19 protein-coding genes are annotated in these 22,234 nt (G+C 70.8%); 10 read left to right on the top strand and 9 right to left on the bottom strand.

The genetic code is table 11. The annotated features are described in order from the left end of the window. Window positions 1–49: 49 nt before the first annotated feature. Window positions 50–730 (bottom strand): RloB family protein, encoded by a 681-nt coding sequence (locus ACGFW6_RS41195; protein ID WP_393521833.1) that lies wholly within the window; start codon window positions 728–730, stop codon window positions 50–52. Further along, complete coding sequence (locus ACGFW6_RS41200) at window positions 730–2,007, bottom strand: ATP/GTP-binding protein (RefSeq protein ID WP_393521835.1); 1,278 nt, start codon at window positions 2,005–2,007, stop codon at window positions 730–732. Before ACGFW6_RS41200 ends, ACGFW6_RS41195 begins: the two co-directional genes overlap by 1 nt. 273 nt (window positions 2,008–2,280) lie before the next feature. On the opposite strand from ACGFW6_RS41200, the gene ACGFW6_RS41205 reads away from it, so the two are divergent. Further along, window positions 2,281–2,556, top strand: coding sequence for a hypothetical protein (locus ACGFW6_RS41205; RefSeq protein WP_393521837.1), 276 nt, complete (start codon window positions 2,281–2,283; stop codon window positions 2,554–2,556). Here ACGFW6_RS41205 and ACGFW6_RS41210 read toward each other — a convergent pair. Genes ACGFW6_RS41210 through ACGFW6_RS41220 form a run of 3 tightly spaced genes read right to left on the bottom strand, consistent with a single transcriptional unit; the run spans window position 2,546 to window position 6,729 of the window. Continuing rightward, window positions 2,546–4,234: a thiamine pyrophosphate-binding protein gene (locus ACGFW6_RS41210; RefSeq protein WP_393521839.1), complete on the bottom strand. Its 1,689-nt coding sequence runs from the start codon at window positions 4,232–4,234 to the stop codon at window positions 2,546–2,548. The genes ACGFW6_RS41205 and ACGFW6_RS41210 overlap by 11 nt on opposite strands. Then, window positions 4,231–5,211, bottom strand: a complete 981-nt coding sequence (speB, locus tag ACGFW6_RS41215; RefSeq protein WP_393521841.1) for an agmatinase — start codon at window positions 5,209–5,211, stop codon at window positions 4,231–4,233. The genes ACGFW6_RS41210 and speB overlap by 4 nt, the downstream gene beginning before the upstream one ends. A 57-nt stretch (window positions 5,212–5,268) precedes the next feature. Beyond that, the gene (locus tag ACGFW6_RS41220) at window positions 5,269–6,729 is read right to left on the bottom strand and encodes a sodium:solute symporter (protein ID WP_393521843.1); all 1,461 of its coding nucleotides are present in this window, start codon (window positions 6,727–6,729) and stop codon (window positions 5,269–5,271) included. A 191-nt stretch (window positions 6,730–6,920) separates the two neighbouring features. Here ACGFW6_RS41220 and ACGFW6_RS41225 point away from each other — a divergent pair, with 191 nt between their 5' ends. The 3 genes from ACGFW6_RS41225 to ACGFW6_RS41235 all read left to right on the top strand — a co-directional run bounded on the left by ACGFW6_RS41225 (window position 6,921) and on the right by ACGFW6_RS41235 (window position 10,574). After that, window positions 6,921–8,387 (top strand): PucR family transcriptional regulator ligand-binding domain-containing protein, encoded by a 1,467-nt coding sequence (locus ACGFW6_RS41225; RefSeq protein WP_393521845.1) that lies wholly within the window; start codon window positions 6,921–6,923, stop codon window positions 8,385–8,387. Between the two features lie 74 nt (window positions 8,388–8,461). Beyond that, entirely contained in the window at window positions 8,462–9,253 is a 792-nt protein-coding gene (locus ACGFW6_RS41230) for a phosphatase (protein ID WP_393521847.1), read from the top strand. Window positions 9,254–9,455: 202 nt separating this feature from the next. Beyond that, entirely contained in the window at window positions 9,456–10,574 is a 1,119-nt protein-coding gene (locus ACGFW6_RS41235) for an acyltransferase family protein (RefSeq protein WP_393521849.1), read from the top strand. Between the two features lie 46 nt (window positions 10,575–10,620). On the opposite strand, the gene tesB is transcribed toward ACGFW6_RS41235, so the two are convergent. The 4 genes from tesB to ACGFW6_RS41255 form a co-directional block, all read right to left on the bottom strand. After that, window positions 10,621–11,487 carry an acyl-CoA thioesterase II gene (gene tesB / locus ACGFW6_RS41240; protein WP_393521851.1) on the bottom strand — a complete coding sequence of 289 codons (867 nt, stop codon included), beginning with the start codon at window positions 11,485–11,487 and terminating at the stop codon, window positions 10,621–10,623. Window positions 11,488–11,522: 35 nt separating this feature from the next. Next, entirely contained in the window at window positions 11,523–12,680 is a 1,158-nt protein-coding gene (locus tag ACGFW6_RS41245) for an acyl-CoA dehydrogenase family protein (RefSeq protein ID WP_393521928.1), read from the bottom strand. A 138-nt stretch (window positions 12,681–12,818) separates the two neighbouring features. After that, window positions 12,819–13,499, bottom strand: a complete 681-nt coding sequence (locus ACGFW6_RS41250; RefSeq protein ID WP_393521853.1) for a DedA family protein — start codon at window positions 13,497–13,499, stop codon at window positions 12,819–12,821. A 132-nt stretch (window positions 13,500–13,631) separates the two neighbouring features. After that, entirely contained in the window at window positions 13,632–14,228 is a 597-nt protein-coding gene (locus ACGFW6_RS41255) for a TetR/AcrR family transcriptional regulator (RefSeq protein WP_393521854.1), read from the bottom strand. Window positions 14,229–14,337: 109 nt separating this feature from the next. Here ACGFW6_RS41255 and ACGFW6_RS41260 point away from each other — a divergent pair, with 109 nt between their 5' ends. From ACGFW6_RS41260 to ACGFW6_RS41285, 6 genes are all read left to right on the top strand, one after another. Then, complete coding sequence (locus ACGFW6_RS41260; protein ID WP_393521856.1) at window positions 14,338–15,954, top strand: carboxyl transferase domain-containing protein; 1,617 nt, start codon at window positions 14,338–14,340, stop codon at window positions 15,952–15,954. Window positions 15,955–15,971: 17 nt separating this feature from the next. Beyond that, window positions 15,972–17,897 carry an acetyl/propionyl/methylcrotonyl-CoA carboxylase subunit alpha gene (locus ACGFW6_RS41265; RefSeq protein ID WP_393521930.1) on the top strand — a complete coding sequence of 642 codons (1,926 nt, stop codon included), beginning with the start codon at window positions 15,972–15,974 and terminating at the stop codon, window positions 17,895–17,897. After that, window positions 17,897–18,832, top strand: coding sequence for a hydroxymethylglutaryl-CoA lyase (locus ACGFW6_RS41270; RefSeq protein ID WP_393521858.1), 936 nt, complete (start codon window positions 17,897–17,899; stop codon window positions 18,830–18,832). The genes ACGFW6_RS41265 and ACGFW6_RS41270 overlap by 1 nt, the downstream gene beginning before the upstream one ends. Before the next feature lie 6 nt (window positions 18,833–18,838). After that, window positions 18,839–19,999 (top strand): acyl-CoA dehydrogenase family protein, encoded by a 1,161-nt coding sequence (locus tag ACGFW6_RS41275; RefSeq protein ID WP_393521860.1) that lies wholly within the window; start codon window positions 18,839–18,841, stop codon window positions 19,997–19,999. A 199-nt stretch (window positions 20,000–20,198) separates the two neighbouring features. Further along, window positions 20,199–21,245: an ABC transporter substrate-binding protein gene (locus ACGFW6_RS41280; RefSeq protein WP_393521862.1), complete on the top strand. Its 1,047-nt coding sequence runs from the start codon at window positions 20,199–20,201 to the stop codon at window positions 21,243–21,245. 117 nt (window positions 21,246–21,362) lie between these two features. Further along, window positions 21,363–22,217, top strand: a complete 855-nt coding sequence (locus ACGFW6_RS41285) for a siderophore-interacting protein (protein WP_393521863.1) — start codon at window positions 21,363–21,365, stop codon at window positions 22,215–22,217. Window positions 22,218–22,234: the final 17 nt, after the last annotated feature.

Below are 22,234 nucleotides of genomic sequence, written 5' to 3' on the forward strand. Positions count from 1 at the left end.
CCCCGCTCGGGTCATACCGAAATCAGCGCATGATCATGGCCGAGAGGTGTCAGTACGTGTCGATGTGCAGCGCCTTCTCCACGAACTCGTGCACGTCCGTGTAAGGGTCCCTGTCCCACTTGCCCGTATGCGCCGGGTGCTGGCCGTTCATCCGCTCGGCGTTCTTCCGGGCCGTCTTGTAGCGCCCCAGGATCTGGTGCGGCAGGACGACCTTGGGAGTCTTGGCGTCCTGGGAGCCCCGCTGGAACGGGAGCCGCCCAGCTGCCCCGTCGCACACCCCGGCGAAAGAGCCGCTGACCGGCTTGTAGTGGGCGAGGCGCCACACCTCGAAGCACGGATGCGAGAAAGCCACTCCGATGCCCGCCTTCTCCGCCTGGTCCAGTGCGTCGCGGATGTACTTGTAGTTGTCGTGGTCAAAGAGACACCACACCTGAGGCAGGTACTTCGCCTCCAGCTTGGCCCGCTTCGCCTTGCGGTCCTCTTCACGCTTCAGCCTGATCGCCTGCTCGACGAGATCGAGCGGCTTGCGTCCGCTGTCGGCCCTACGGTTGGCGATGTGCATCTCCACCGGGACCTCGTCGGCGAGTGGGACGCCCTGGTCCTTGAGGATGTCGAGGTACGAGGGCTCGGTCACCTTGCCCTCGGTGAAAATGAAGACCTGGCGCTTGCGCTGTCCGCCCCGCCGAGCCGGACGCTCCCACGAGTCCCTGCCCTTCTGCGCCCGCCCCATCAGTCGCGCCCCGCCCCGTCCGCTCGCTCGCCTGTCTCGTCGTACGTGCCGGCCTCACGCGCCACCAGCAGCCGCCGCGCGATCTGCCCCTCCAGAAGGGCCGGAACCCCGCCGAAGGCCCCCGCGAGATAGGACTGCGTGAGGTCCTCGTCCTCGCCCGGCTCCGCATCGGTGAGCGGATACAGCGCGGTCGCCCCGCCCTTGTCCTTCTCCGTCAGCCACACCTGCGCCGGGTCGAGGAGCCGCTCGCCGCTCGGAGTGGTGAGCACCGTCGCGTCGTGCGACGTGAAGACCAGCTGGGCGCCCTTGGGGTTCGCGTACGGGTCGTGGAAGAGCCGGACGACCTCGGCCGCGAAGCGGGAGTGCAGACTGGCGTCGAGTTCGTCGACGAGGAGGACGGCTCCTTCGTCGAGGGCGAGGAGCAGGGGGCCCAGGAGGGCGAACCAGGACCGGGTGCCGTAGGACTCCTCCTGCCAGTCGAAGGAGACGTCCCCGGCAGCCGAGTGGTGCGTCAGCTTCACTGTGTCCCGGCCCGGACGCTCCTGGACCACCGTCGCTCCGGTGATGCCGAGGTCGGCGACCCTCAGCAGCTCCTGGATCCTGGCGGCCCTGGGACCGGACAGTTCCTTCGTGGTGTACCGCGCGCGCTCGTCCCGCTCGACCTCCGGACTGATCATCCAGAAGTTGCGGCGGAACCAGTGGAAGAGGGGGGAGAGCTGCGGGTGGTTGTCCGTGCCGGCCGTGGAGAGAAGCAGGGCGTTCGGCCGTGTACGCCGTACGAGCTGGGACCGGTCCCTGACTCGTCCACCGGGCCACTTGAAGACATCCGGCCGGGAGGCGTCACGGTCGAGCCATTCCTGACGGTGACCACGTGGGTAGCTGTGCAGCCACTCGGACTCGACGCGGGTGGCTCCGAGCTCGAAGCCGTACGTCCAGCGGACCTCGTCGATGACGACATCGACCTCGAAGAAGGAGGGTTCGCTCTCGCTCTTGGGATCCAGGGAGAAGACCTGGCGCGGGATGCCGTCGTAAGAGGCCCAGCGCGCATAGGAGTTGAGGACCGCGTTGCGCATGTCCGTCATCGCCGTCAGCACGTTCGACTTGCCGGAGGCGTTGGCCCCGAAAATGCCGATCAGCGGGAGGACGGAGATGGCCCCTCCGCCCGCAAGATCCACCGGATTCGCCGACCCGCCCTGTTCGTCGCCAGGCGCGACGAAGGACAGCTCCTGCTCGTCTCGCAGGGACCGTACGTTCGCGACGCGGAACCGCAGCAGCACACTGTCCTCCTCTCCGGGCTCAGAGTAGTGGCCGCATCTGACATCGGCCCGGCCGGGACGGCCGCGACCTCACGGAACCTATCCCGTCAAGGTCAACACGACCAGCCGATCGGGTGATCAGTCCGAGCCCAGGTGGGTTGAGGCGATCTGTTAGGCAACCAGCACCTGTCCCGGCAGCCGTGGACGCGCCAAGGGCCCGTCGGCCGCCGGCGCGCTCGGTCTTCACCTGTGCAGCGGAATGACCTGCGCCGATCCGATGCCGTTGACCCCGCCATGAAGAAGATCAGCGCGCTCGCCGCGCTCACCATGGCAGCCCTCGTACTCGCCGCCCCGGCCCACGCCGACGACGGTGACCGGGGACGTATCAACATCGCCGGCTACAGCAGCGCCGGCCTCTGCAAGGAGGCGCTCGCGCTCGTCCCCTGGGCCCTGCCGGTGACCGGCCCCGCCGTGACCGACGCCTGCAACGACCGCGACCACGCCGACGACACCCGCGACCAGGTAGCCGCGCCCGTCGACCAGGAAGCCGCGCCCGTCCTCACGCCGTGAGGTGAGTCGGCGCGAACATGCGCAGCACCGCCGGGAGGACGACCACCGAAGGGCCGGGCTCGGACAGCGCCTTCGTCAGGTCGGCCTCCAGTGTCTCCGGGGTCGTTCGGACCCCGGGGACGCCGAACGACTCGGCCAGGGCCACATAGTCCGGCCGGGTCAGCTCGGTGGCCGTCGCCTCGCCGAAGGCGTCGTTCATGTACTCGCGCAGGATGCCGTAGCCGCCGTCGTCGACGATGAGCCAGGTGACGTTCAGGTCGTACTGGCGGGCCGTGGCGAGCTCGGCGATCGAGTAGAGCGCGCCGCCGTCGCCGGAGACCGCGAGGACCGGGCGGGTCGGATCGGCCACCGCGCCGCCGAGCGCCGCCGGGAAGCCGTAGCCGAGGCCGCCGGCACCCTGGGCCGAGTGCAGGTGGTTGGGGCCCTTGGCGTCGAAGGCCGACCAGGCCCAGTAGGCCAGGATCGTCATGTCCCAGAAGGACGGGGAGTCCGCGGGCAGGGCGCGGCGTACGGACGCCAGCACCTGCTGCTCCAGGGTGAGTTCCTGGGCGTCGATGCGCTCGGCGACCTTGGTGAGGACCGTCGCCACCCGCTCGGGCGCGGTGGGGTCCGTGCGCTCGGACACCGTCTCCAGCAGGGCCTGCAACGCGAGGCGGGCGTCGGCGTGGATACCGAGGGCCGGGTGGTTGGACTCCAGCTTGCCGAGGTCGGCCTCGATCTGGACGACCCGGCCGCGCGGCTTGAACGTGTGGTAGTTCGAGGAGAGTTCACCGAGGCCCGAGCCGACGACGAGAAGGACGTCCGCCTCCTCCAGGAAATCGGTGGTGTGCCGGTCCTCGATCCACGACTGGAGCGACAGCGGGTGGTTCCAGGGGAACGCGCCCTTGCCACCGGGGGTGGTGACCACGGGGGCCTGGATCAGCTCCGCGAGCTGCCGCAGCTTGCCGCTGGCGTCGGCGCGCACCACTCCCCCGCCCGCGATGATCGCCGGGCGGGCCGCCTTCGACAGCAGGTCGGCGGCGACGGCGGTCAGTTCGGGGCGCGGGGGCAGTTCCTCCGGGAACGCGTCACCGCCCGTCACCACCGGGATCGAGGTCTCGGCCAGCAGCACGTCCTGCGGGATCTCCACCCACACCGGTCCGTGCGGGGCCGTGAGCGCCGACTTCCAGGCCGCCTCGATCGCGGACGGGATCTGGGACTGGGTGCGGACGGTGTGCACCGACTTCACCACGCCCCGGAACGAGGCCGCCTGGTCGGGGAGTTCGTGCAGGTAGCCGTGGCGGCCGCCGCCCAGGCCCGCCGTCGGGATCTGGCTGCTGATCGCCAGCACGGGCGCGGAGGCCGCGGCCGCCTCCTGGAGCGCGGCCAGCGAGGTGAGCGCGCCCGGTCCGGTCGACAGCAGCAGCGGGGCCGCCTCGCCGGTCAGCCGGCCGTACGCGTCCGCCGCGAACCCGGCGTTGTTCTCGACGCGCAGGCCGATGTAGCGCAGGTCGCTGCGGCGCAGGGCGTCGAACATGCCGAGGGCGTGCTGGCCGGGGAGGCCGAAGACCGTCGTGGTGCCGAGCGCCGCCAGCGTCTCCACGACCAGGTCCCCGCCGTTGCGGCCGGGTGGAGGGTTCAGCGCTGCCTCCGTCTGGGCGGCGGTGGGGCGGAGTACCAGGTCGTGGTCGTGGGTCACTTGGCTTCCGAGTCCTTCCGGGCCGCCGCGATCTGGCGGGACATGATCGTGGTCAGTTCGTACGCGGTGTGCGAGGCCGCCACCGACGTGATCTCGGCGTGGTCGTACGCCGGTGCCACCTCGACGACGTCCGCCGACACCAGGTTGCAGGATGCCAGGCCGCGCAGGATCTCCAGGAGCTCGCGCGAGGTCATGCCGCCGGCCTCGGGGGTGCCGGTGCCGGGCGCGTGGGCCGGGTCGAGGCAGTCGATGTCGATGGAGATGTACAGCGGGCGGTCGCCGATGCGCTGGCGCAGCTGGTCGGCGACCTCGTCGGCGCCGCGGCGGTAGACGTCCGAGGACGTGACGATGCCGAAGCCCATCTTCTCGTCGTCGGTGAGGTCCTGCTTGCCGTACAGCGGGCCGCGGGTGCCGACGTGGGAGAGGGCGGAGGTGTCGAGGATGCCCTCCTCCACCGCGCGCCGGAACGGCGTGCCGTGGGTGTACTCGGCGCCGAAGTAGGTGTCCCAGGTGTCGAGGTGCGCGTCGAAGTGGAGCAGCGCGACCGGGCCGTGCTTCTTGGCGACCGAGCGCAGCAGCGGCAGCGCGATGGTGTGGTCACCGCCGAGGGTCATCATGCGGGCGCCGGTGCCGAGGAGGTCGTCGGCGGCGGCCTCGATCGTCTCGACGGCCTCGTTGATGTTGAACGGGTTCGCGGCGATGTCACCGGCGTCCGCGACCTGGGCGAGCGCGAAGGGGGACGCGTCCTGCGCCGGGTTGTAGGGGCGCAGCAGCCGGGACGCCTCGCGGATGGCGTTGCCGCCGAAGCGGGCGCCCGGCCGGTACGAGACGCCCGAGTCGAACGGCACGCCGACCACGGCGACGTCGGCGCGGCCGACCTCGTCGAGGCGCGGGAGCCGGGCGAAGGTGGCGGGTCCGGCGTACCGCGGGATGCGGGAGGAGTCGACGGGGCCGCGGGGCGTCTCGTTGCTGCTCATGTGGAAATGCCTTCTTTCCTACGCTTCATCGCGTATGCGGGATATCTGCCTACGACTCTACTGGTGAGCCGGCACCGGTTCGGACACGAGTTCGGGATCCCGGCCGGCCAGGCGCTCGCGCCAGGCGGCGAGGACGGCCGCGTCGGTCGGCTTCGTCGCCAGGGACACGACGAGGTACGCGGCGAGGGAGGCCAGCAGGCCGTAGTACACGGGCTCGTTGGCCAGGATGCCGTGGGTCGCCATCAGGGTGATCACCGCGAGGCCGCCGACCACGACCGAGGCGAGCGCGCCCTGCGCGGTGCCGCGCCGCCACAGCAGCCCGCCGAGGATCGGCACGAGCAGTCCGCCGACCAGCAGGTTGTAGGCGACGGTCAGCGCCTCGACGACGTTGTTCAGCGCGATGGCCGTACCGATCACGGCGAGGCCCATGACGAGGATGAACGCACGGTTGCCCTTGACCTCGTCGTGCGCCTCGCCGTCGGGGCGGACCACGCCGCGCAGCCGGGACCAGATGTCGTTGTTGGCGACGGTCGCGCAGGCGATGAGCGCGCCGGAGGAGGTGGACATCACCGCAGCGAGGGCGGCGGCGAGCACCAGGCCCCGCACACCCATGGGCAGTTCGTCCTTGACGATGGTCGCGAAGGCGTCGTCGGGGCTGCCGAGCTTGGGGTAGAGCACCTTGGCCGCGGTGCCGATGACGGCGCCGGCGAGGGCGTAGACGAGGCAGTAGGTGCCGGCGACGGTGCCGCCCCACTTGGCGGTCTTGTCGCTGCGGGCGGTGAACACGCGCTGCCAGATGTCCTGACCGATCAGCATGCCGAAGGTGTAGATCAGGACGTAGGTGAAGATCGTCTCGCCGCCGATGCCCAGCGGGTCGAAGTACTCGGTCGGCAGCTTCGCCTTCATCTCGCTGAACCCGCCGGCCTTGACGACCGCGATGGGCAGGAGCAGCAGGAGCACGCCGATGGTCTTGACGACGAACTGCACCATGTCGGTGAGGGTGATCGACCACATGCCGCCGAGCGTCGAGTAGGCGACGACGATCGAGCCGCCGAGGATGATCGCGACGGTGCGATTCATGTCGAAGAGGACGTCGAAGATCGTGGCGTACGCGATGGTCGAGGTCACCGCGAGCATGAGGGTGTACGCCCACATGACGAGGCCGGAGATGACGCCGGCCCGGCCGCCGTAGCGCAGGTCGAGCATCTCGGAGACGGTGTAGACCTTCAGCCGGGCGATGCGGGCGGAGAAGAAGACGCTCAGCGCGAGCAGGCCGAGGCCGATGGTGAACACCATCCACGCGCCGGAGAGCCCGTACTGATAGCCGAGGCCCACGCCGCCGATGGTGGACGCGCCGCCGAGGACGATCGCCGCCATGGTGCCGGAGTACATCGTCGGGCCGAGCCGGCGGCCGGCGACCAGGAACTCGCTCTTGGACTTGGCGCGGCGCATGCCCCACCAGCCCATGGCCAGCATGCCGGCCAGATAGACGACGATGACGGTGTAATCGACGGCCATGGTGGGGCCTCCTTCGCGCACATTCCGGTGGCGTGTCGTGAAAGTGGGGGGGTGGAACGGTCGGCAGCGGCTCGCGGGGACATCCGCCCGTACCCGCGGCTGCCGGACTGGAACGACAGTAGGTGGCCGGAAAGTGACTGCGAAGTGTACGTTTCATCCATCCGAGACTGCGCGAGTGTAGGAAACATCCCATGCCGGATCCCGCCGTTCCGCCCACCCCACCCGTAGCGCTGACCGCCCTCCTGGCCCGTGAGGACCTTGGCCTGCGCCAGATCGCCGGCCCGGCGGACGCGCACACGGTGATCCACTGGGCGCACACCTCGGAGATGGCCGATCCGTACCCCTACCTGCTGGGCGGGGAGCTGCTGCTGTCGGCGGGGGTGCACATCCCCGAGGCGGCGGGGTCGGGCACATACTTCGACGACTACGTGTCGCGGATCGTCGCGGCGGGCGGCGCCGCCCTCGGCTTCGGCCTCGCCCCCGTGCACGACACGGTGCCGCGCGCCCTGGTCGAGGCCTGCGACACCTACGCGCTGCCCCTGCTGGAGGTCCCGCCGCAGACCACCTTCTCCGGCGTCGCCCGCGCGGTCTGGCAGCTCATGGCCCAGGCCCGCCACGCCGAGCTGCGCCGGGTGACGGAGGCCCAGCAGAGCCTGGCGGCCGCGGCCTCCCGCCCGGACCCGGTGCGAGCGGTGCTGCGCCGGCTGGCGCAGCGGGTGGGTGGCTGGGCGGTGCTGTACGGGCCCGAGGGGACCGAGGTCGCGTCGGCGGGGCGCGAGGTGAAGGAGACGGTGGGCGGTTCGCTGGCCGAGCTCGCGGAGGTCGTACGTCCCACGGGGCCCGGGACACCCACCTCCGCCACCGACACCGCGGCCGGCACCCACCTCGCCGCCTACGCCCTCGGCGCCGGTCAGGGCTTCGTCCTCGGTGTCGCCGCCCCGCACCGGGACACCGGCGACCACACCATCGCCTCCGTGGCGGCCGTGCTGCTCTCGCTGCTCACCGGCGAGCACCAGAGCGGCTCGGGCACGGCCCGTTCGTCGGCACTCGTGCGGATGCTGCTGGGCGCCGAGCCGGAGGCGGTGGCCCCGCTGCTGGGGGGCGGAAGCCGGCTCGTGGTGCACGGCACTCCGGACGCTCAGCCCTGCGACTCCGTGGCGGCCTCCGCGCTGGGCGCCGCCCTCGGCTCCCCGCTGGTCGACCTGGCACCGGACGTCGTACGCGTCCTCGTCCCGGCGGACCGCGAGCCGGCCCCGCAGCCCGGCTGGACCCTGGGCGTCAGCGCTCCCGCGGCCGCGCGGGACTGGCCGGCGGCCGACAGCCAGGCGGCCCGTGCCCTGGCCCGCGCGCGGGCCACCCGCACACCCCTGCACCGGCACGGCACGCACCGCCCCGCCCTCACCGACCTGCTCTCCCCCGGCGAGGCCGAGAACCACGCCCGGGCACTCCTCGCGCCCCTCACCCCGCCCCTCACCGAGACGCTGCGCACCTGGCTCTCCCTGCACGGCAGCTGGGACCGTACGGCCGTGGCGCTCGCCGTGCACCGCAACACCGTCCGCCAGCGCATCGCCCGGTGCGCGGCACTGCTCGGCACGGACCTGGACGACCCGGACGTACGCATGGAGCTGTGGTTCGCCCTGCGGCACGGCGAGCGCTGATCAACGCAGTGACCCGCGTCGCACGCGCACCGGACGCGACCGTTCCCGGAGTTGTCTGCCTCACAATGGGAACCATGCCGATACCCGGGACACCCAGCCGCGCCGAGCTCGTCGACCACCTCGTCAGAACCCGTATCGCGGGCGACGTCGCCACTCCCCGCGAGAACAACCTCTCCCACTACCGCAAGCTGGCGAACGGCGACCGCCACTACTGGCTCGGCCTGGAACTCGGCGAACGCTGGACCGATGAGCAGGACGTGCTCGCGGTGATGGCGGAGCGCGTGGGCGTGAACGACGACGCCGAGCACCGCCACGGCCAGGACACCATCGACCCGGAGCTGACGGTGGCCGCGCTGGAGCGCATGGCGGCCCGGCTGCGCAAGGCCGCGGACGGCGGCCAGCGCGTGCTGTTCGCGACCGGCCACCCGGGCGGCCTGCTGGACGTCCACCGCGCGACGGCGGACGCCTTGCGCGCGGCCGGCTGCGAGATCGTCGTGATCCCGGAGGGCCTGCAGACCGACGAGGGTTACGTCATGCAGTTCGCGGACGTCGCGGTCCTCGAACACGGCGCCACCCTCTGGCACACCCACTCCGGGGCACCCATGAAGGCCATCCTCACGGGGCTCGAGCGCGAGGGACGCCCGCTGCCGGACCTCGTCGTGGCCGACCACGGCTGGGCGGGCTACGCCGGCCAGCACGGCGTCGACTCCGTCGGCTACGCCGACTGCAACGACCCGGCGCTGTTCCTCGCGGAGTCGGAGGGCACGGTGCAGGTCGTGGTGCCGCTGGACGACCACGTGATCAGCCCTCGCCACTACGACCCGATGACGGCGTATCTGCTGCGGGAAGCGGGCCTGGTCGAGTAGGGGTTGTACTCGACCACGTCGAAATCTCGGCGAACGCTGCGGGATTTCTTCGTGGAGGTCGCCTCTCTGCACACATCCCCCTGAGACACGTCTCTGTCTGTTCAACCGGAAACAGAAGTGACGGGGTTTCTCAGGGGAACGGATGTTGCTGATGCGCGGACTTGATATGAGACATACAGCCCTTCGGGGGGCGTCGGGCACGATGCGCGTGCCCTCGCAGCCGCTTCCCCCGCTCGCCGAGACGATGCCCGTGCGGGAGGGTCGCCGGCTGTACGTCATCGACGGCGTCCGGCTGCTCGCCGCGCTGCTGGTGGCCGTGCACCACTACGCGGGCACCGACCGGCTCGACCGGCCCGGCAACCCCGTCTGGGACCGTCCGGTGTCCGAGATCATGCCCACGGTGTTCCACTTCTCCACCTACGGCTGGATCGGCGTCGAGATCTTCTTCGTCATCAGCGGCTTCGTGATCTGCATGTCGTGCTGGGGCCGAACGCCCCGGCAGTTCTTCGTCTCCCGGGTCATCCGGCTCTATCCGGCGTACTGGTTCGCCATCGCCTTCACCACGGCCGTCGTCGTGGCCCTGCCGGGGGTGTGGGAGCGGCTGCGGATGCGGGACATCCTGCTCAACCTCACGATGCTCCAGTCCGGTTCGGCCTCGCCGCACGTCGACGGCGTCTACTGGACCCTGTGGACGGAGCTGCGCTTCTATCTGCTCTTCCTGGTGGTCGTCGCCATGGGGCTCACCTACCGCAGAGTCGTGGTGTTCTGCTGCGTCTGGGGCACCGCCGCGATGATCGCGCCGATCTCCGAGCTGCGCCTGATGATCCTGATCGTCAACCCGGTCGCGGCCTGGTTCTTCATCGCCGGTCTCGTGCTCTACCTGATGTACCGGTTCGGCCAGGACCTGCTGCTGTGGGGCATGCTGACCCTGTCGTGGCTGATGGCGCAGGTCGAGCTCGGGCGCCGGATCGCCTCGGTCGAGCACGTCTCGGGCTGGCGCGGCAGCGCGCTGATCTACACGGCGTTCCTGCTGTTCATGGTCGCCGTCGCGCTGGGCTACACGGACCGGATCCGCTGGAAGTGGCTGGTGACAGCGGGAGCGCTGACGTATCCGCTGTATCTGACGCACTATCTCGCCGGCACGGTGATGATCAACCGGCTGCGCGACACCATGGATCCGCGGCTGCTGGTCGCCGTGGTGATCCTGGTGTTCCTGGTGCTGAGCTGGCTGGTGCACCGGTGCGTGGAGCGTCCCGCGGCCCGGCTGATGAAGCGGGGCCTGGACACGTCGTTCGCCCGGCTGCGCAACGCGACCCGGTGATGAGGGGGTGGTGCCGGGGCTCGGTGGGCCCCGGCCCTCACCGGCGTCACCGCGGAACGCGGACCACGCCCTCCTGGATCACGGACACCGCGAGCCGCCCGTCCTGCGTGTAGATGCGCGCCTGCCCGAGCCCGCGTCCGCCGAACGCCGACGGCGACTCCTGGTCGTACAGCAGCCACTCGTCGGCCCGGAACGGCCGGTGGAACCACATCGCGTGGTCCAGCGAGGCGCCGACCACGTCCCCGACCGCCCAGCCGCCGCGGCCGTGCGCGAGCAGGACGGAGTCGAGGAGCGTCATGTCGGAGACGTAGGTGGCCAGAACGACGTGCAGGAGCGGGTCGTCCGCCAGCTTGCCGTTGGTGCGGAACCAGACCTGGGAGTGCGGTTCGCGGGGCTCGCCGAACTTTCCGTACGGCGGCTCGTCGACATAGCGCAGGTCGACGGCCTGGCGTGCCTCCAGGAAGCGCTCGACGACCGCCGGGTCGAGATGGTCGTACCCGCGCAGCCGCTCCTCGGAGGTGGGCAGCGACGCCGGGTCGGGCGAGGCGGGCATCGGGGTCTGGTGGTCCAGGCCCTCCTCGTGCGTCTGGAAGGACGCCGACAGCGCGAAGATCGGCTTGCCGTGCTGGACGGCGACCACCCGGCGGGTGGTGAAGGAGCGGCCGTCGCGCATCCGGTCGACGTTGTAGACGATGGGCGCGCCCGGGTCCCCCATGCGCAGGAAGTACGCGTGGAGGGAGTGCGCGGGCCGGTCGGCCGGCACCGTACGTCCGGCGGCGACCAGCGCCTGGGCCGCGACCTGCCCGCCGAAGACCCGCGGGACGACGGCGGAGCGGGACTGGCCGCGGAAGATGTTCTCCTCGATCTGCTCCAGGTCGAGCAGATCGAGGAGATCCTCAAGTGCCTCGTTCATGGCACCTTTTCTACTGGCAGGGGATGTCAGGAGCCTTACAGGCCCATGTCCTTCGCGATGATCGACTTCATGATCTCGCTGGTGCCGCCGTAGATGCGGTTGACGCGGTTGTCCGCGTACAGGCGAGCGATCGGGTACTCGTTCATGAAGCCGTAGCCGCCGTGCAGCTGGAGGCAGCGGTCGATCACGCGGTGGGCGACCTCGGTGCAGAAGAGCTTCGCGGAAGCGGCCTCGGCGGGGGTCAGCTCACCGGCGTCCAGCGCCTCCAGGGCGCGGTCCGCGACGGCCTCGGCCGCGTCGACCTCGGCCTGGCAGGCGGCCAGCTCGAACTTGGTGTTCTGGAAGGAGGCGACGGACTTGCCGAAGACGGTGCGGTCCTGCACGTACTCCTTGGCGAACCGGACGGCCGCCTTGGCCTGGGCGTAGGCGCCGAAGGCGATGCCCCAGCGCTCGGAGGCCAGGTTGTGGCCGAGGTAGTAGAAGCCCTTGTTCTCCTCGCCGAGGAGGTCCTCGACCGGGACCTTCACGTCGACGAACGCCAGCTCGGCGGTGTCGGAGGTCTTCAGGCCGAGCTTGTCGAGCTTGCGGCCGACGGAGTAGCCCTCGGACTTGGTGTCCACGGCGAACAGGGAGATGCCGTGGCGGCGGTCCTCGGCGCTGGGCGCGTCGGTGCGGGCGCAGACGATCACACGGTCGGCGTGCACACCGCCGGTGATGAAGGTCTTGGCGCCGTTGAGGACGTAGTGCGTGCCGTCCTCGGAGAGCTTGGCGGTGGTCTTCATGCCCGCGAGGTCGGAGCCGGTGCCCGGCTCGGTCATCGCCAGCGCCCACATCTCCTCACCGGAGACGAACTTCGGCAGGAAGCGCTTCTTCTGCTCGTCGGAGGCGAGCATCTTGATGTACGGCAGGCCGAGCAGGACGTGCACGCCGGAACCGCCGAACTGCACACCCGCGCGGGCGGTCTCCTCGTACATCACCGCCTCGAACTTGTACGAGTCGATGCCGGCGCCGCCGTACTCCTCGTCGACGCGGATGCCGAAGACGCCGAGCTCGGCGAGCTTGTAGTAGAAGTCGCGGGGCGCCTGGCCCGCCGCGAACCACTCGTCGTAGACCGGCACGACCTCGGCCTCGATGAAGGCGCGGATGGTCTCCCGGAACGCCTCGTGATCCTCGTTGAACACCGTACGGCGCACGCCGTCCACCTCCACCGGTACATGTCTAAGCGCTTGCTCACTCAACCGTACCGGCGAGTATCCGCGGGCGTCCAGGGGTGAAGGTCCGTAACGCTCGTCACGCTCGCAGCCGTACGCCCCATGGGAGGGAGGACAACCTTAGGGGCGCCTCGCGGAAGCCGGCCCTTCCGTCCGCCGCCGCGTCCCACGCCCCGCCCGGAGCAGCCGTACGGCCACGAAGACCAGGGCCGCGACCGCCACGGCCGCCAGGATCACCTTGGAGTAGAGACCGACCAGGTCGGTGACCTCGCGCCAGCGCGCGCCGAGGGCGTAGCCGCCGGCGATGAAGGCGGTGTTCCAGATGAGGCTGCCCGCCGCGGTGAGGGCGAGGAAGACCGGCAGCCGCATCCGTTCGACGCCGGCCGGTATCGAGATCAGGCTGCGGAAGATCGGCACGAAGCGGCCGAAGAAGACGGCCTTGGTGCCGTGCCGGACGAACCACGCCTCGGTCCGCTCCACGTCGGCGACCTTGACCAGGGGCAGCCGGGCCGCCACCGAGATCAGCCGCTCGCGACCGAAGAGCGCGCCCAGGAGATACAACGCCAGTGCACCGGCCACCGAACCCGCCGTCGTCCAGGCGATCGCGGAGAAGACGTCCATCCGACCCTGGCTCGCGGTGAACCCCGCGAGCGGCAGGATCACCTCGCTGGGCAGCGGCGGGAAGAGGTTCTCCAGGGCGATGGCCAGTCCGGCGCCGGGACCGCCCATTTTCTCCATGAGGTCCGCGGCCCAGCCGGCGACTCCCCCGACCGGCGCCTCGGCCGTGGCAGCAATGATCATGCGGGCCACTTTACTAAGTCTTGACCTAAAGGCGGGATGAAGAAGGGCGCACGCCCCCTGCCTCACTCCACCCCGGCCGCCCCGAACGCCCCCCGCCTCACTCCGCCTCGGCCGCCCCGAACACCCCCCGCCTCACTCCGCCTCGGCCGCCCCGAACGCCCCCCGCGCCATCCGGTGCAGCAGCACCGCCGTGCCGCCCCGCCCCGGCAGGGACCCGGGCCGCCCCAGGTGCGGTGTCGAGTTCAGCAGGCCGAAGACCGAGTGCACCGCCGAGCGGGCCGTCGGCTCCGTCAGGCCCGGATAGACCTCACGGACCACCTCCACCCACAGCTCGACGTACTGCCGCTGGAGCTGGCGCACCAGCTTGCGGTCGCTGTCGCGCAGGCGGTCCAGCTCGCGGTCGTGCAGGGTGATCAGAGGGCGGTCGTCGAGGGCGAAGTCGATGTGGCCCTCGATGAGGGAGTCGAGGACCGCCTCGGCCGGCACCCCGTCGGCCTCCGCCAGGCGCCGCTTCGCGCCCGTCAGCAGCTGACCGCTGATGCCGACCAGGAGCTCGGCGAGCATCGCGTCCTTGCCGGCGAAGTGCCGGTAGAGACCGGGGCCGCTGATGCCCACGGCGGCGCCTATCTCGTCGACGCCGACACCGTGGAAGCCGCGCTCGGCGAACAGCCGCGCGGCCTCCTTGAGGATCTGTTCGCGGCGGGTGGGGGCGTCGGTTCTCGTGGCCATGGAGGTAATTCTAGACAGGGAGGTTAGCGGTCGTTAACCTGAAGGAAATGGTTAACGCTCATTAACAGTCGCTCATGAACAGTCGATCACTGGGTGAGGGGACCGCAGGATGCATGAGGCACCGGAGCTCCACAGCGCGGCAGATCCCGCGTCGGAGGCCTTTCGGTCCAACGAGGAGGCCCACCGGGCGCTCGGCGAGGAGCTGCGCGGCAAGCTCGCCGCGGCCCGGCTCGGCGGCGGGGAGAAGGCCCGCGCCCGGCACACCGCACGCGGCAAGCTGCTGCCGCGGGACCGGGTGGACACCCTCCTCGACCCCGGATCGCCCTTCCTGGAGCTCGCTCCGCTGGCCGCCGACGGGATGTACGACGGGCAGGCCCCGGCCGCCGGCGTCATCGCCGGGATCGGGCGGGTCAGCGGGCGCGAGTGCGTGATCGTCGCCAACGACGCCACGGTCAAGGGCGGCACGTACTACCCGATGACGGTGAAGAAGCACCTGCGCGCGCAGGAGGTGGCCCTGGAGAACCGCCTGCCGTGTCTGTACCTGGTCGACTCCGGCGGTGCGTTCCTGCCGATGCAGGACGAGGTCTTCCCGGACCGGGAGCACTTCGGGCGGATCTTCTACAACCAGGCCCGGATGTCGGGCGCGGGCATCCCGCAGATCGCGGCCGTGCTCGGCTCCTGCACCGCGGGCGGCGCCTACGTGCCCGCCATGAGCGACGAGGCCGTCATCGTCCGGAACCAGGGCACGATCTTCCTCGGCGGTCCCCCGCTGGTGAAGGCGGCCACCGGTGAGGTCGTCACCGCCGAGGAGCTCGGCGGCGGCGAGGTCCACTCGCGGGTGTCCGGCGTGACCGACCACCTCGCGGAGGACGACGCGCACGCGCTGCGGATCGTGCGCGACATCGTCGCCACCCTCCCCGCGCGCCGCACCCTCCCCTGGGAGGTGGTGCCCGCCGCGGAGCCGAAGGTCGACCCCTACTCCCTCTACGGCGCCGTTCCCGTCGACTCCCGCACCCCCTACGACGTACGCGAGATCATCGCGCGCGTGGTCGACGGCTCGCGCTTCTCGGAGTTCAAGGCCGAGTTCGGGCAGACCCTGGTCACCGGCTTCGCCCGGATCCACGGCCACCCGGTCGGCATCGTCGCCAACAACGGCATCCTGTTCTCCGAGTCCGCCCAGAAGGGCGCCCACTTCATCGAGCTGTGCGACCAGCGCGGCATCCCGCTGGTCTTCCTCCAGAACATCTCCGGGTTCATGGTCGGCAAGGACTACGAGGCCGGCGGCATCGCCAAGCACGGCGCCAAGATGGTGACCGCGGTGGCCTGCACGCGCGTGCCGAAGCTGACGGTCGTCGTCGGGGGTTCGTACGGCGCCGGTAACTACTCGATGTGCGGGCGGGCGTACTCGCCCCGCTTCCTGTGGATGTGGCCCAACGCCAAGATCTCCGTCATGGGCGGCGAACAGGCGGCCTCCGTCCTCGCGACCGTCAAGCGCGACCAGTTGGAGGCGCGGGGCGAGGACTGGCCCGCGGAGGCCGAGGAGTCCTTCAAGGCGCCCGTCCGGGAGCAGTACGAACGCCAGGGCAACGCCTACTACGCCACCGCCCGCCTCTGGGACGACGGCGTCATCGACCCGCTGGAGACCCGGCAGGTGCTGGGCCTGGCACTGACCGCCTGCGGCAACGCGCCCCTGGGTGACCCCCAGTTCGGCGTCTTCCGGATGTGAGGGGGACCTTGATGAGCATGTTCGAAACCGTCCTCGTGGCCAACCGGGGCGAGATCGCCGTCCGCGTGATCCGTACGCTGCGCTCGATGGGCGTGCGCTCGGTGGCCGTGTACTCCGACGCGGACGCCGACGCCCGGCACGTCCGGGAGGCCGACACCGCGGTACGGATCGGTCCCGCCCCGGCGTCCGAGAGCTATCTGTCCGTGGAGCGGCTCCTGGAGGCCGCGGCCCGCACCGGCGCACAGGCGGTCCACCCCGGCTACGGCTTCCTCGCGGAGAACGCCGACTTCGCGCGCGCCTGCGCCGACGCGGGGCTGGTCTTCATCGGCCCGCCCGCCGACGCCATCTCCCTGATGGGCGACAAGATCCGCGCCAAGGAGACGGTGAAGGCGGCCGGCGTGCCGGTCGTGCCCGGCTCCAGCGGCAGCGGCCTCACCGACGCCGAACTCGCGGACGCCGCCCGTGAGATCGGCATGCCGGTGCTGCTCAAGCCGTCCGCGGGCGGTGGCGGCAAGGGCATGCGGCTGGTGCGGGACGAGGCGCAGCTGGCGGACGAGATCGCCGCCGCCCGCCGCGAGGCCCGCGCCTCCTTCGGGGACGACACGCTCCTCGTCGAGCGGTGGGTCGACCGGCCCCGGCACATCGAGATCCAGGTGCTGGCCGACGGCCACGGCAACGTCGTCCACCTGGGCGAGCGCGAGTGCTCCCTCCAGCGCCGCCACCAGAAGATCATCGAGGAGGCGCCCAGCGTGCTCCTCGACGAGGCCACGCGCGCGAGCATGGGCGAGGCGGCCGTGCAGGCGGCGCGCTCCTGCGGCTACCGGGGCGCGGGCACGGTCGAGTTCATCGTGCCCGGCGGCGACCCGTCCTCCTACTACTTCATGGAGATGAACACCCGTCTCCAGGTGGAGCACCCGGTCACCGAGCTCATCACCGGCCTGGACCTGGTGGAGTGGCAGCTGCGGGTCGCGGCGGGCGAACGGCTGGCCTTCGGGCAGGACGACGTGACGCTCACCGGCCACGCGGTCGAGGCCCGTATCTGCGCCGAGGACCCCGCGCGCGGGTTCCTGCCGTCGGGCGGCACGGTCCTCAGGCTGCGCGAGCCCCACGGCGACGGCGTCCGCACCGACTCCGGGCTCAGCGAGGGCACGGAGGTCGGCAGCCTGTACGACCCGATGCTGTCCAAGGTGATCGCGTACGGCCCCGACCGCGCGACCGCGCTGCGCAAGCTCCGGGCGGCGCTGGCGGAGACGGTCACGCTGGGCGTGCAGACCAACGCCGGGTTCCTGCGGCGGCTGCTGGCGCATCCGGCGGTGGTCGCGGGCGAGTTGGACACCGGCCTGGTCGAGCGGGTGGTGGACGACCTGGTCGCCACGGACGTACCCGACGAGGTGTACGAGGCGGCGGCGGCCGTCCGGCACGAGGCGCTGCGGCCGGCGGGCGACGGCTGGACGGACCCGTTCTCGGTGCCCAGCGGCTGGCGGCTGGGCGGTACCGCACGGCCCGTGAGCTTCCACCTGCGGGTGCAGGATCCGGTGGAGTACGTCCCGCGCGGCACCGCCACCGTCACGGACGACGACGTGTCCGTGACCCTCGACGGCGTACGCCACACCTTCCGGCGCGCCGCCGACTGGCTGGGCCGGGACGGCGACGCCTGGCATGTGCGCGACCACGACCCGGTGGCCGCCTCCCTCACCGGGGCGGCCCACGCGGGCGCCGACTCGCTCACCGCGCCCATGCCCGGGACGGTGACGGTGGTGAAGGTCGCCGTGGGGGACGAAGTGGCCGCCGGGCAGAGCCTGCTGGTGGTGGAGGCCATGAAGATGGAGCACGTCATCTCCGCCCCGCACGCCGGCACGGTCGCCGAACTGGACGTCACACCCGGCACGACGGTCGCCATGGACCAGGTCCTGGCGGTCATCACCCCGGTGGAGGAGGACTGATGACGCTGCCCATGACGGTGCCGGCCGCGGATCTGCCCGCGCGGGTCCGCATCCACGAGGTCGGCGCGCGCGACGGCCTGCAGAACGAGAAGACGACCGTCCCGACCGAGATCAAGGCGGAGTTCGTGCGCCGGCTCGCCGACGCGGGGCTGACGACGATCGAGGCGACGAGCTTCGTGCACCCGAAGTGGGTGCCCCAGCTCGCCGACGCCGAGCAGTTGTTCCCGCTCGTCTCCGGCCTGGAGGGCGTGTCCCTGCCCGTCCTGGTCCCCAACGCCCGGGGCCTGGACCGCGCCCTGAGTCTGGGCGCCCGCCGGATCGCCGTCTTCGCGAGCGCCACGGAGTCCTTCGCCAAGGCCAACCTCAACCGGACGCTGGACGAGTCGCTGGGCGTCTTCGACCCGGTGGTGCGCCGCGCCAAGGACGAGGGCCTGCACGTGCGCGGTTACGTCTCGATGTGCTTCGGCGACCCCTGGGAGGGCGCGGTCCCGCTCCACCAGGTCGCCCGGGTCTGCAAGGCGCTCGTCGCGATGGGCTGCGACGAGCTGAGCCTCGGCGACACCATCGGCGTCGCGACCCCCGGCCATGTGCTCGAACTCCTCTCCCTCCTGAACGAGGAGGGGGTGCCGACGAACGTCATCGGCGTGCACTTCCACGACACCTACGGCCAGGCGCTCGCCAACACCTACGCCGCCCTGGAACACGGCGTCACGACCGTCGACGCCTCGGCCGGCGGCCTCGGCGGCTGCCCGTACGCCAAGTCCGCCACCGGAAACCTCGCCACGGAAGACCTCGTGTGGATGCTGCGGGGCCTCGGCATCGACACCGGCGTCGACCTCGACCGCCTCGTCGCCACGAGCGCGTGGATGGCCGAACAACTGGGCCGACCCAGCCCGTCCCGCACCGTACGAGCCCTCTCCCACAAGGAGCAGTGAACAGCCATGAACCACCGTCTCTCCCCCGAGCTGGAGGAACTCCGCCGTACGGTCGAGGAGTTCGCGCACGACGTCGTGGCGCCGAAGATCGGCGACTTCTACGAGCGTCATGAGTTCCCGTACGAGATCGTCCGGGAGATGGGCCGCATGGGCCTGTTCGGACTGCCGTTCCCCGAGGAGCACGGCGGCATGGGCGGCGACTATCTGGCGCTGGGCATCGCGCTGGAGGAACTGGCCCGGGTGGACTCCTCGGTCGCCATCACGCTGGAGGCGGGCGTCTCGCTCGGCGCGATGCCGATCCACCTCTTCGGCACGGAGGAGCAGAAGCGCACGTGGCTGCCCCGCCTGTGCGCCGGCGAGATGCTGGGCGCCTTCGGCCTGACCGAGCCCGACGGCGGCTCGGACGCGGGCGCGACGCGCACCACGGCCCGCCTCGACGAGTCGACGAACGAGTGGGTGATCAACGGCACCAAGTGCTTCATCACCAACTCCGGTACGGACATCACGGGCCTGGTCACGGTCACCGCGGTGACCGGCCGCAAGCCCGACGGCAAGCCGCTGATCTCGTCGATCATCGTCCCCTCCGGCACGCCGGGCTTCACGGTCGCCGCCCCGTACTCCAAGGTCGGCTGGAACGCCTCGGACACCCGTGAGCTGTCCTTCCAGGACGTCCGCGTGCCGGCGGCCAACCTCCTGGGCGAGCAGGGCCGCGGCTACGCCCAGTTCCTGCGCATCCTGGACGAGGGCCGTATCGCCATCGCGGCACTGGCGACGGGCCTGGCGCAGGGCTGTGTCGACGAGTCGGTGAAGTACGCGAAGGAACGGCACGCCTTCGGCCGCCCGATCGGGGCCAACCAGGCCATCCAGTTCAAGATCGCCGACATGGAGATGAAGGCGCACACGGCCCGCCTCGCCTGGCGCGACGCGGCCAGCCGCCTCGTGTCCGGCGAACCCTTCAAGAAGGAAGCGGCCCTGGCGAAGCTCTACTCCTCGACGGTCGCCGTGGACAACGCCCGGGACGCCACGCAGATCCACGGCGGCTACGGCTTCATGAACGAGTACCCGGTCGCCCGCATGTGGCGCGACTCCAAGATCCTGGAGATCGGCGAGGGCACGAGCGAGGTGCAGCGGATGCTGATCGCCCGGGAACTGGGGCTGGTGGGCTGAGCCCACCGCTCACCGATTGGAGGTCCAACGTCCCTTGATTACAAGGGCGTTGGGCCTCAGCAGTCGCGCGAGGCGCCCTCACAGCTTGCGGACAGCTTCGATCACAAGGGCCCCCACCCCTGGACATCAGCTCAGGTTAGGCTAACCTACCTTCGAATTGTCCGGCCGGTGATCCGCCCTGTTCGAAAGCAGCGTACCCATGTCCAACGCAAGAGCCACCCACCTCACCCGTCGCGGCATCCTCGCCGCGGGCGGCGCCCTCGGCCTCGGGGCCGTGCTCGCGGCCTGCGGGGACGACGACGCGAAAAACGGTGGCTCGGACGAGGCCACGACGGCTGCCAAGTCCGGCCCCTGGACGTTCAAGGACGACCGCGGCACCACGGTCAAGCTCGACAAGGTCCCGACGAAGATCGTCGCCTTCGTCGGCGTCGCGGCCGCCCTGTTCGACTACGGCATCGAGGTCAAGGGCGTCTTCGGCCCGACCAAGACGCAGGACGGCAAGGCCGACGTCCAGGCCGGCGACATGGACGTCAGCAAGCTGACGGTCTTCGGCAACGTCTGGGACCAGTTCAACGTCGAGCAGTACGCGGCGTTCGCCCCCGAGGTCCTCATCTCCACGACCTTCGACAGCGCCGGCACCCTCTGGTACGTCCCCGAGGCGTCCAAGGACAAGATCGCCAAGCTCGCCCCGAGCGCCGCCATCTCCGTCTACGACCGCCAGATCACCCAGCCGCTGGAGCGGATGTGGGAGCTGGCCGAGTCCCTCGGCGCGGACCTGAAGGCCGACAAGGTCGCCCAGTCCAAGAAGGACTTCGAGGCCGCTGCCGAGCGTCTGCGCAAGGCCGCCAAGTCGCGCCCCGAGATCAAGGTGATGGCCGGTTCCGCCAGCCAGGACATCTTCTACGTCTCCGGCACCAACCTCTCCATCGACCTCGAGTACTTCAAGGCCCTCGGCGTGAACTTCGTCGAGCCGCCGGAGAGTGCCAAGAAGGAGGGTGGCGGCTGGTTCGAGAGCCTGAGCTGGGAGAACGTCGACAAGTACCCGGCCGACATCATCATGATGGACGACCGCTCCTCGACGATTCAGCCGAAGGACATCGCCGAGGCGACCTGGAAGAAGCTGCCGGCGGTGAAGGCCGGGCAGGTCATCGCGCGTTCGCCCGAGCCGATCCTGTCGTACGCCAAGTGCACGCCGCTGCTGACGAGCCTGGCCGAGGCCATCGAGAAGGCCAAGAAGGTCGCCTAGACAAGGGCCACTTGGGGTTACGGGGCGACTGCGGGCCCGTCGTGGCTGGTCGCGCAGTTCCCCGCGCCCTCAAAAAGCAGGTCGGATTCCCTGACGCCGATTCAGGAGTTACCCCCCATGACCACGGCCGTAGCCGCCCCGTTCCGTTTCTTCTCTCTCCAGGTCGTACGGACGAGGCGGCTCGGTCCGTCTCTGGTGCGGGTCACCTTCGCGGGGGAGGATCTGCGGCACTTCTTCTCCGACGGCCGCGACCAGTCCCTGTCGCTGTTCCTGCCGCACCCGGGGCAGAGCGAGCCGCAGGTTCCGGTCGAGCTCGGCGACGGATGGTGGCAGGGCTGGCGGGAACTCCCGGACGACGTACGGGCCGTGATGCGGTCGTACACGCTGCGGGCGCTGCGCCGGAACCCCGACGAGATCGACATCGACTTCGTCCTGCACGGCATCGAGCCCGGCGCGGCCACCCCGGCGGGCCCCGCCTCCCGCTGGGCCTCCCGGGCTGCCGCCGGTGACCGGGTCCTGCTGCTCGGGCCCGCCGTCGCCGACAACCGGGCGATCCGGTTCCGGCCGCCGCAGGACACCGACCTCGTGGTGATCTGGGGCGACGACACCGCCGTTCCCGCGATCTCCGCCATCCTCGAAACGCTGCCGTCCGGCACCCGCGCACGGGTGTGGCTGGAAGTGCACGATGCCGGGGACATCCAGGACCTCACGACCGCGGCCGACGCCGAGATCACCTGGCTCGTCCAGGAGGGCGCACGCGCCGAGGGGTCCCCCATGGCCCTCGACGCCGTCCGGGACGCACAACTCCCGTCCGCCGAGCGCCCGTACGTCTGGATCGCCGGCGAGTCGGGGTGCGTGAAGGCGCTGCGCCGGCACTTCGTCGGGGAGCGCGGCGTGGACCGGCGCCGGGTCACCTTCGTGGGGTACTGGCGACAGGGCCTGAGCGAGGAGCAGCTGCGCGAGCAGGCGTAACTGCCGCTGAAAGCAAG

This window comes from Streptomyces sp. Y7 (assembly GCF_043195415.1).
GTDB lineage: Bacteria > Actinomycetota > Actinomycetes > Streptomycetales > Streptomycetaceae > Streptomyces.

Coding starts and splice junctions, on each gene's coding strand:
- ACGFW6_RS41260 (WP_393521856.1), top strand. CDS start 14,338: ATGCATGAGGCACCGGAGCTCCACAGCGCGGCAGATCCCGCGTCGGAG.
- ACGFW6_RS41285 (WP_393521863.1), top strand. CDS start 21,363: ATGACCACGGCCGTAGCCGCCCCGTTCCGTTTCTTCTCTCTCCAGGTC.
- ACGFW6_RS41205 (WP_393521837.1), top strand. CDS start 2,281: ATGAAGAAGATCAGCGCGCTCGCCGCGCTCACCATGGCAGCCCTCGTA.
- ACGFW6_RS41220 (WP_393521843.1), bottom strand. CDS start 6,729: ATGGCCGTCGATTACACCGTCATCGTCGTCTATCTGGCCGGCATGCTG.
- ACGFW6_RS41255 (WP_393521854.1), bottom strand. CDS start 14,228: ATGGCCACGAGAACCGACGCCCCCACCCGCCGCGAACAGATCCTCAAG.
- ACGFW6_RS41195 (WP_393521833.1), bottom strand. CDS start 730: ATGGGGCGGGCGCAGAAGGGCAGGGACTCGTGGGAGCGTCCGGCTCGG.
- ACGFW6_RS41230 (WP_393521847.1), top strand. CDS start 8,462: ATGCCGATACCCGGGACACCCAGCCGCGCCGAGCTCGTCGACCACCTC.
- ACGFW6_RS41235 (WP_393521849.1), top strand. CDS start 9,456: ATGCGCGTGCCCTCGCAGCCGCTTCCCCCGCTCGCCGAGACGATGCCC.
- ACGFW6_RS41275 (WP_393521860.1), top strand. CDS start 18,839: ATGAACCACCGTCTCTCCCCCGAGCTGGAGGAACTCCGCCGTACGGTC.
- ACGFW6_RS41225 (WP_393521845.1), top strand. CDS start 6,921: ATGCCGGATCCCGCCGTTCCGCCCACCCCACCCGTAGCGCTGACCGCC.
- speB (WP_393521841.1), bottom strand. CDS start 5,211: ATGAGCAGCAACGAGACGCCCCGCGGCCCCGTCGACTCCTCCCGCATC.
- ACGFW6_RS41280 (WP_393521862.1), top strand. CDS start 20,199: ATGTCCAACGCAAGAGCCACCCACCTCACCCGTCGCGGCATCCTCGCC.
- ACGFW6_RS41250 (WP_393521853.1), bottom strand. CDS start 13,499: ATGATCATTGCTGCCACGGCCGAGGCGCCGGTCGGGGGAGTCGCCGGC.
- ACGFW6_RS41270 (WP_393521858.1), top strand. CDS start 17,897: ATGACGCTGCCCATGACGGTGCCGGCCGCGGATCTGCCCGCGCGGGTC.
- tesB (WP_393521851.1), bottom strand. CDS start 11,487: ATGAACGAGGCACTTGAGGATCTCCTCGATCTGCTCGACCTGGAGCAG.
- ACGFW6_RS41265 (WP_393521930.1), top strand. CDS start 15,972: ATGTTCGAAACCGTCCTCGTGGCCAACCGGGGCGAGATCGCCGTCCGC.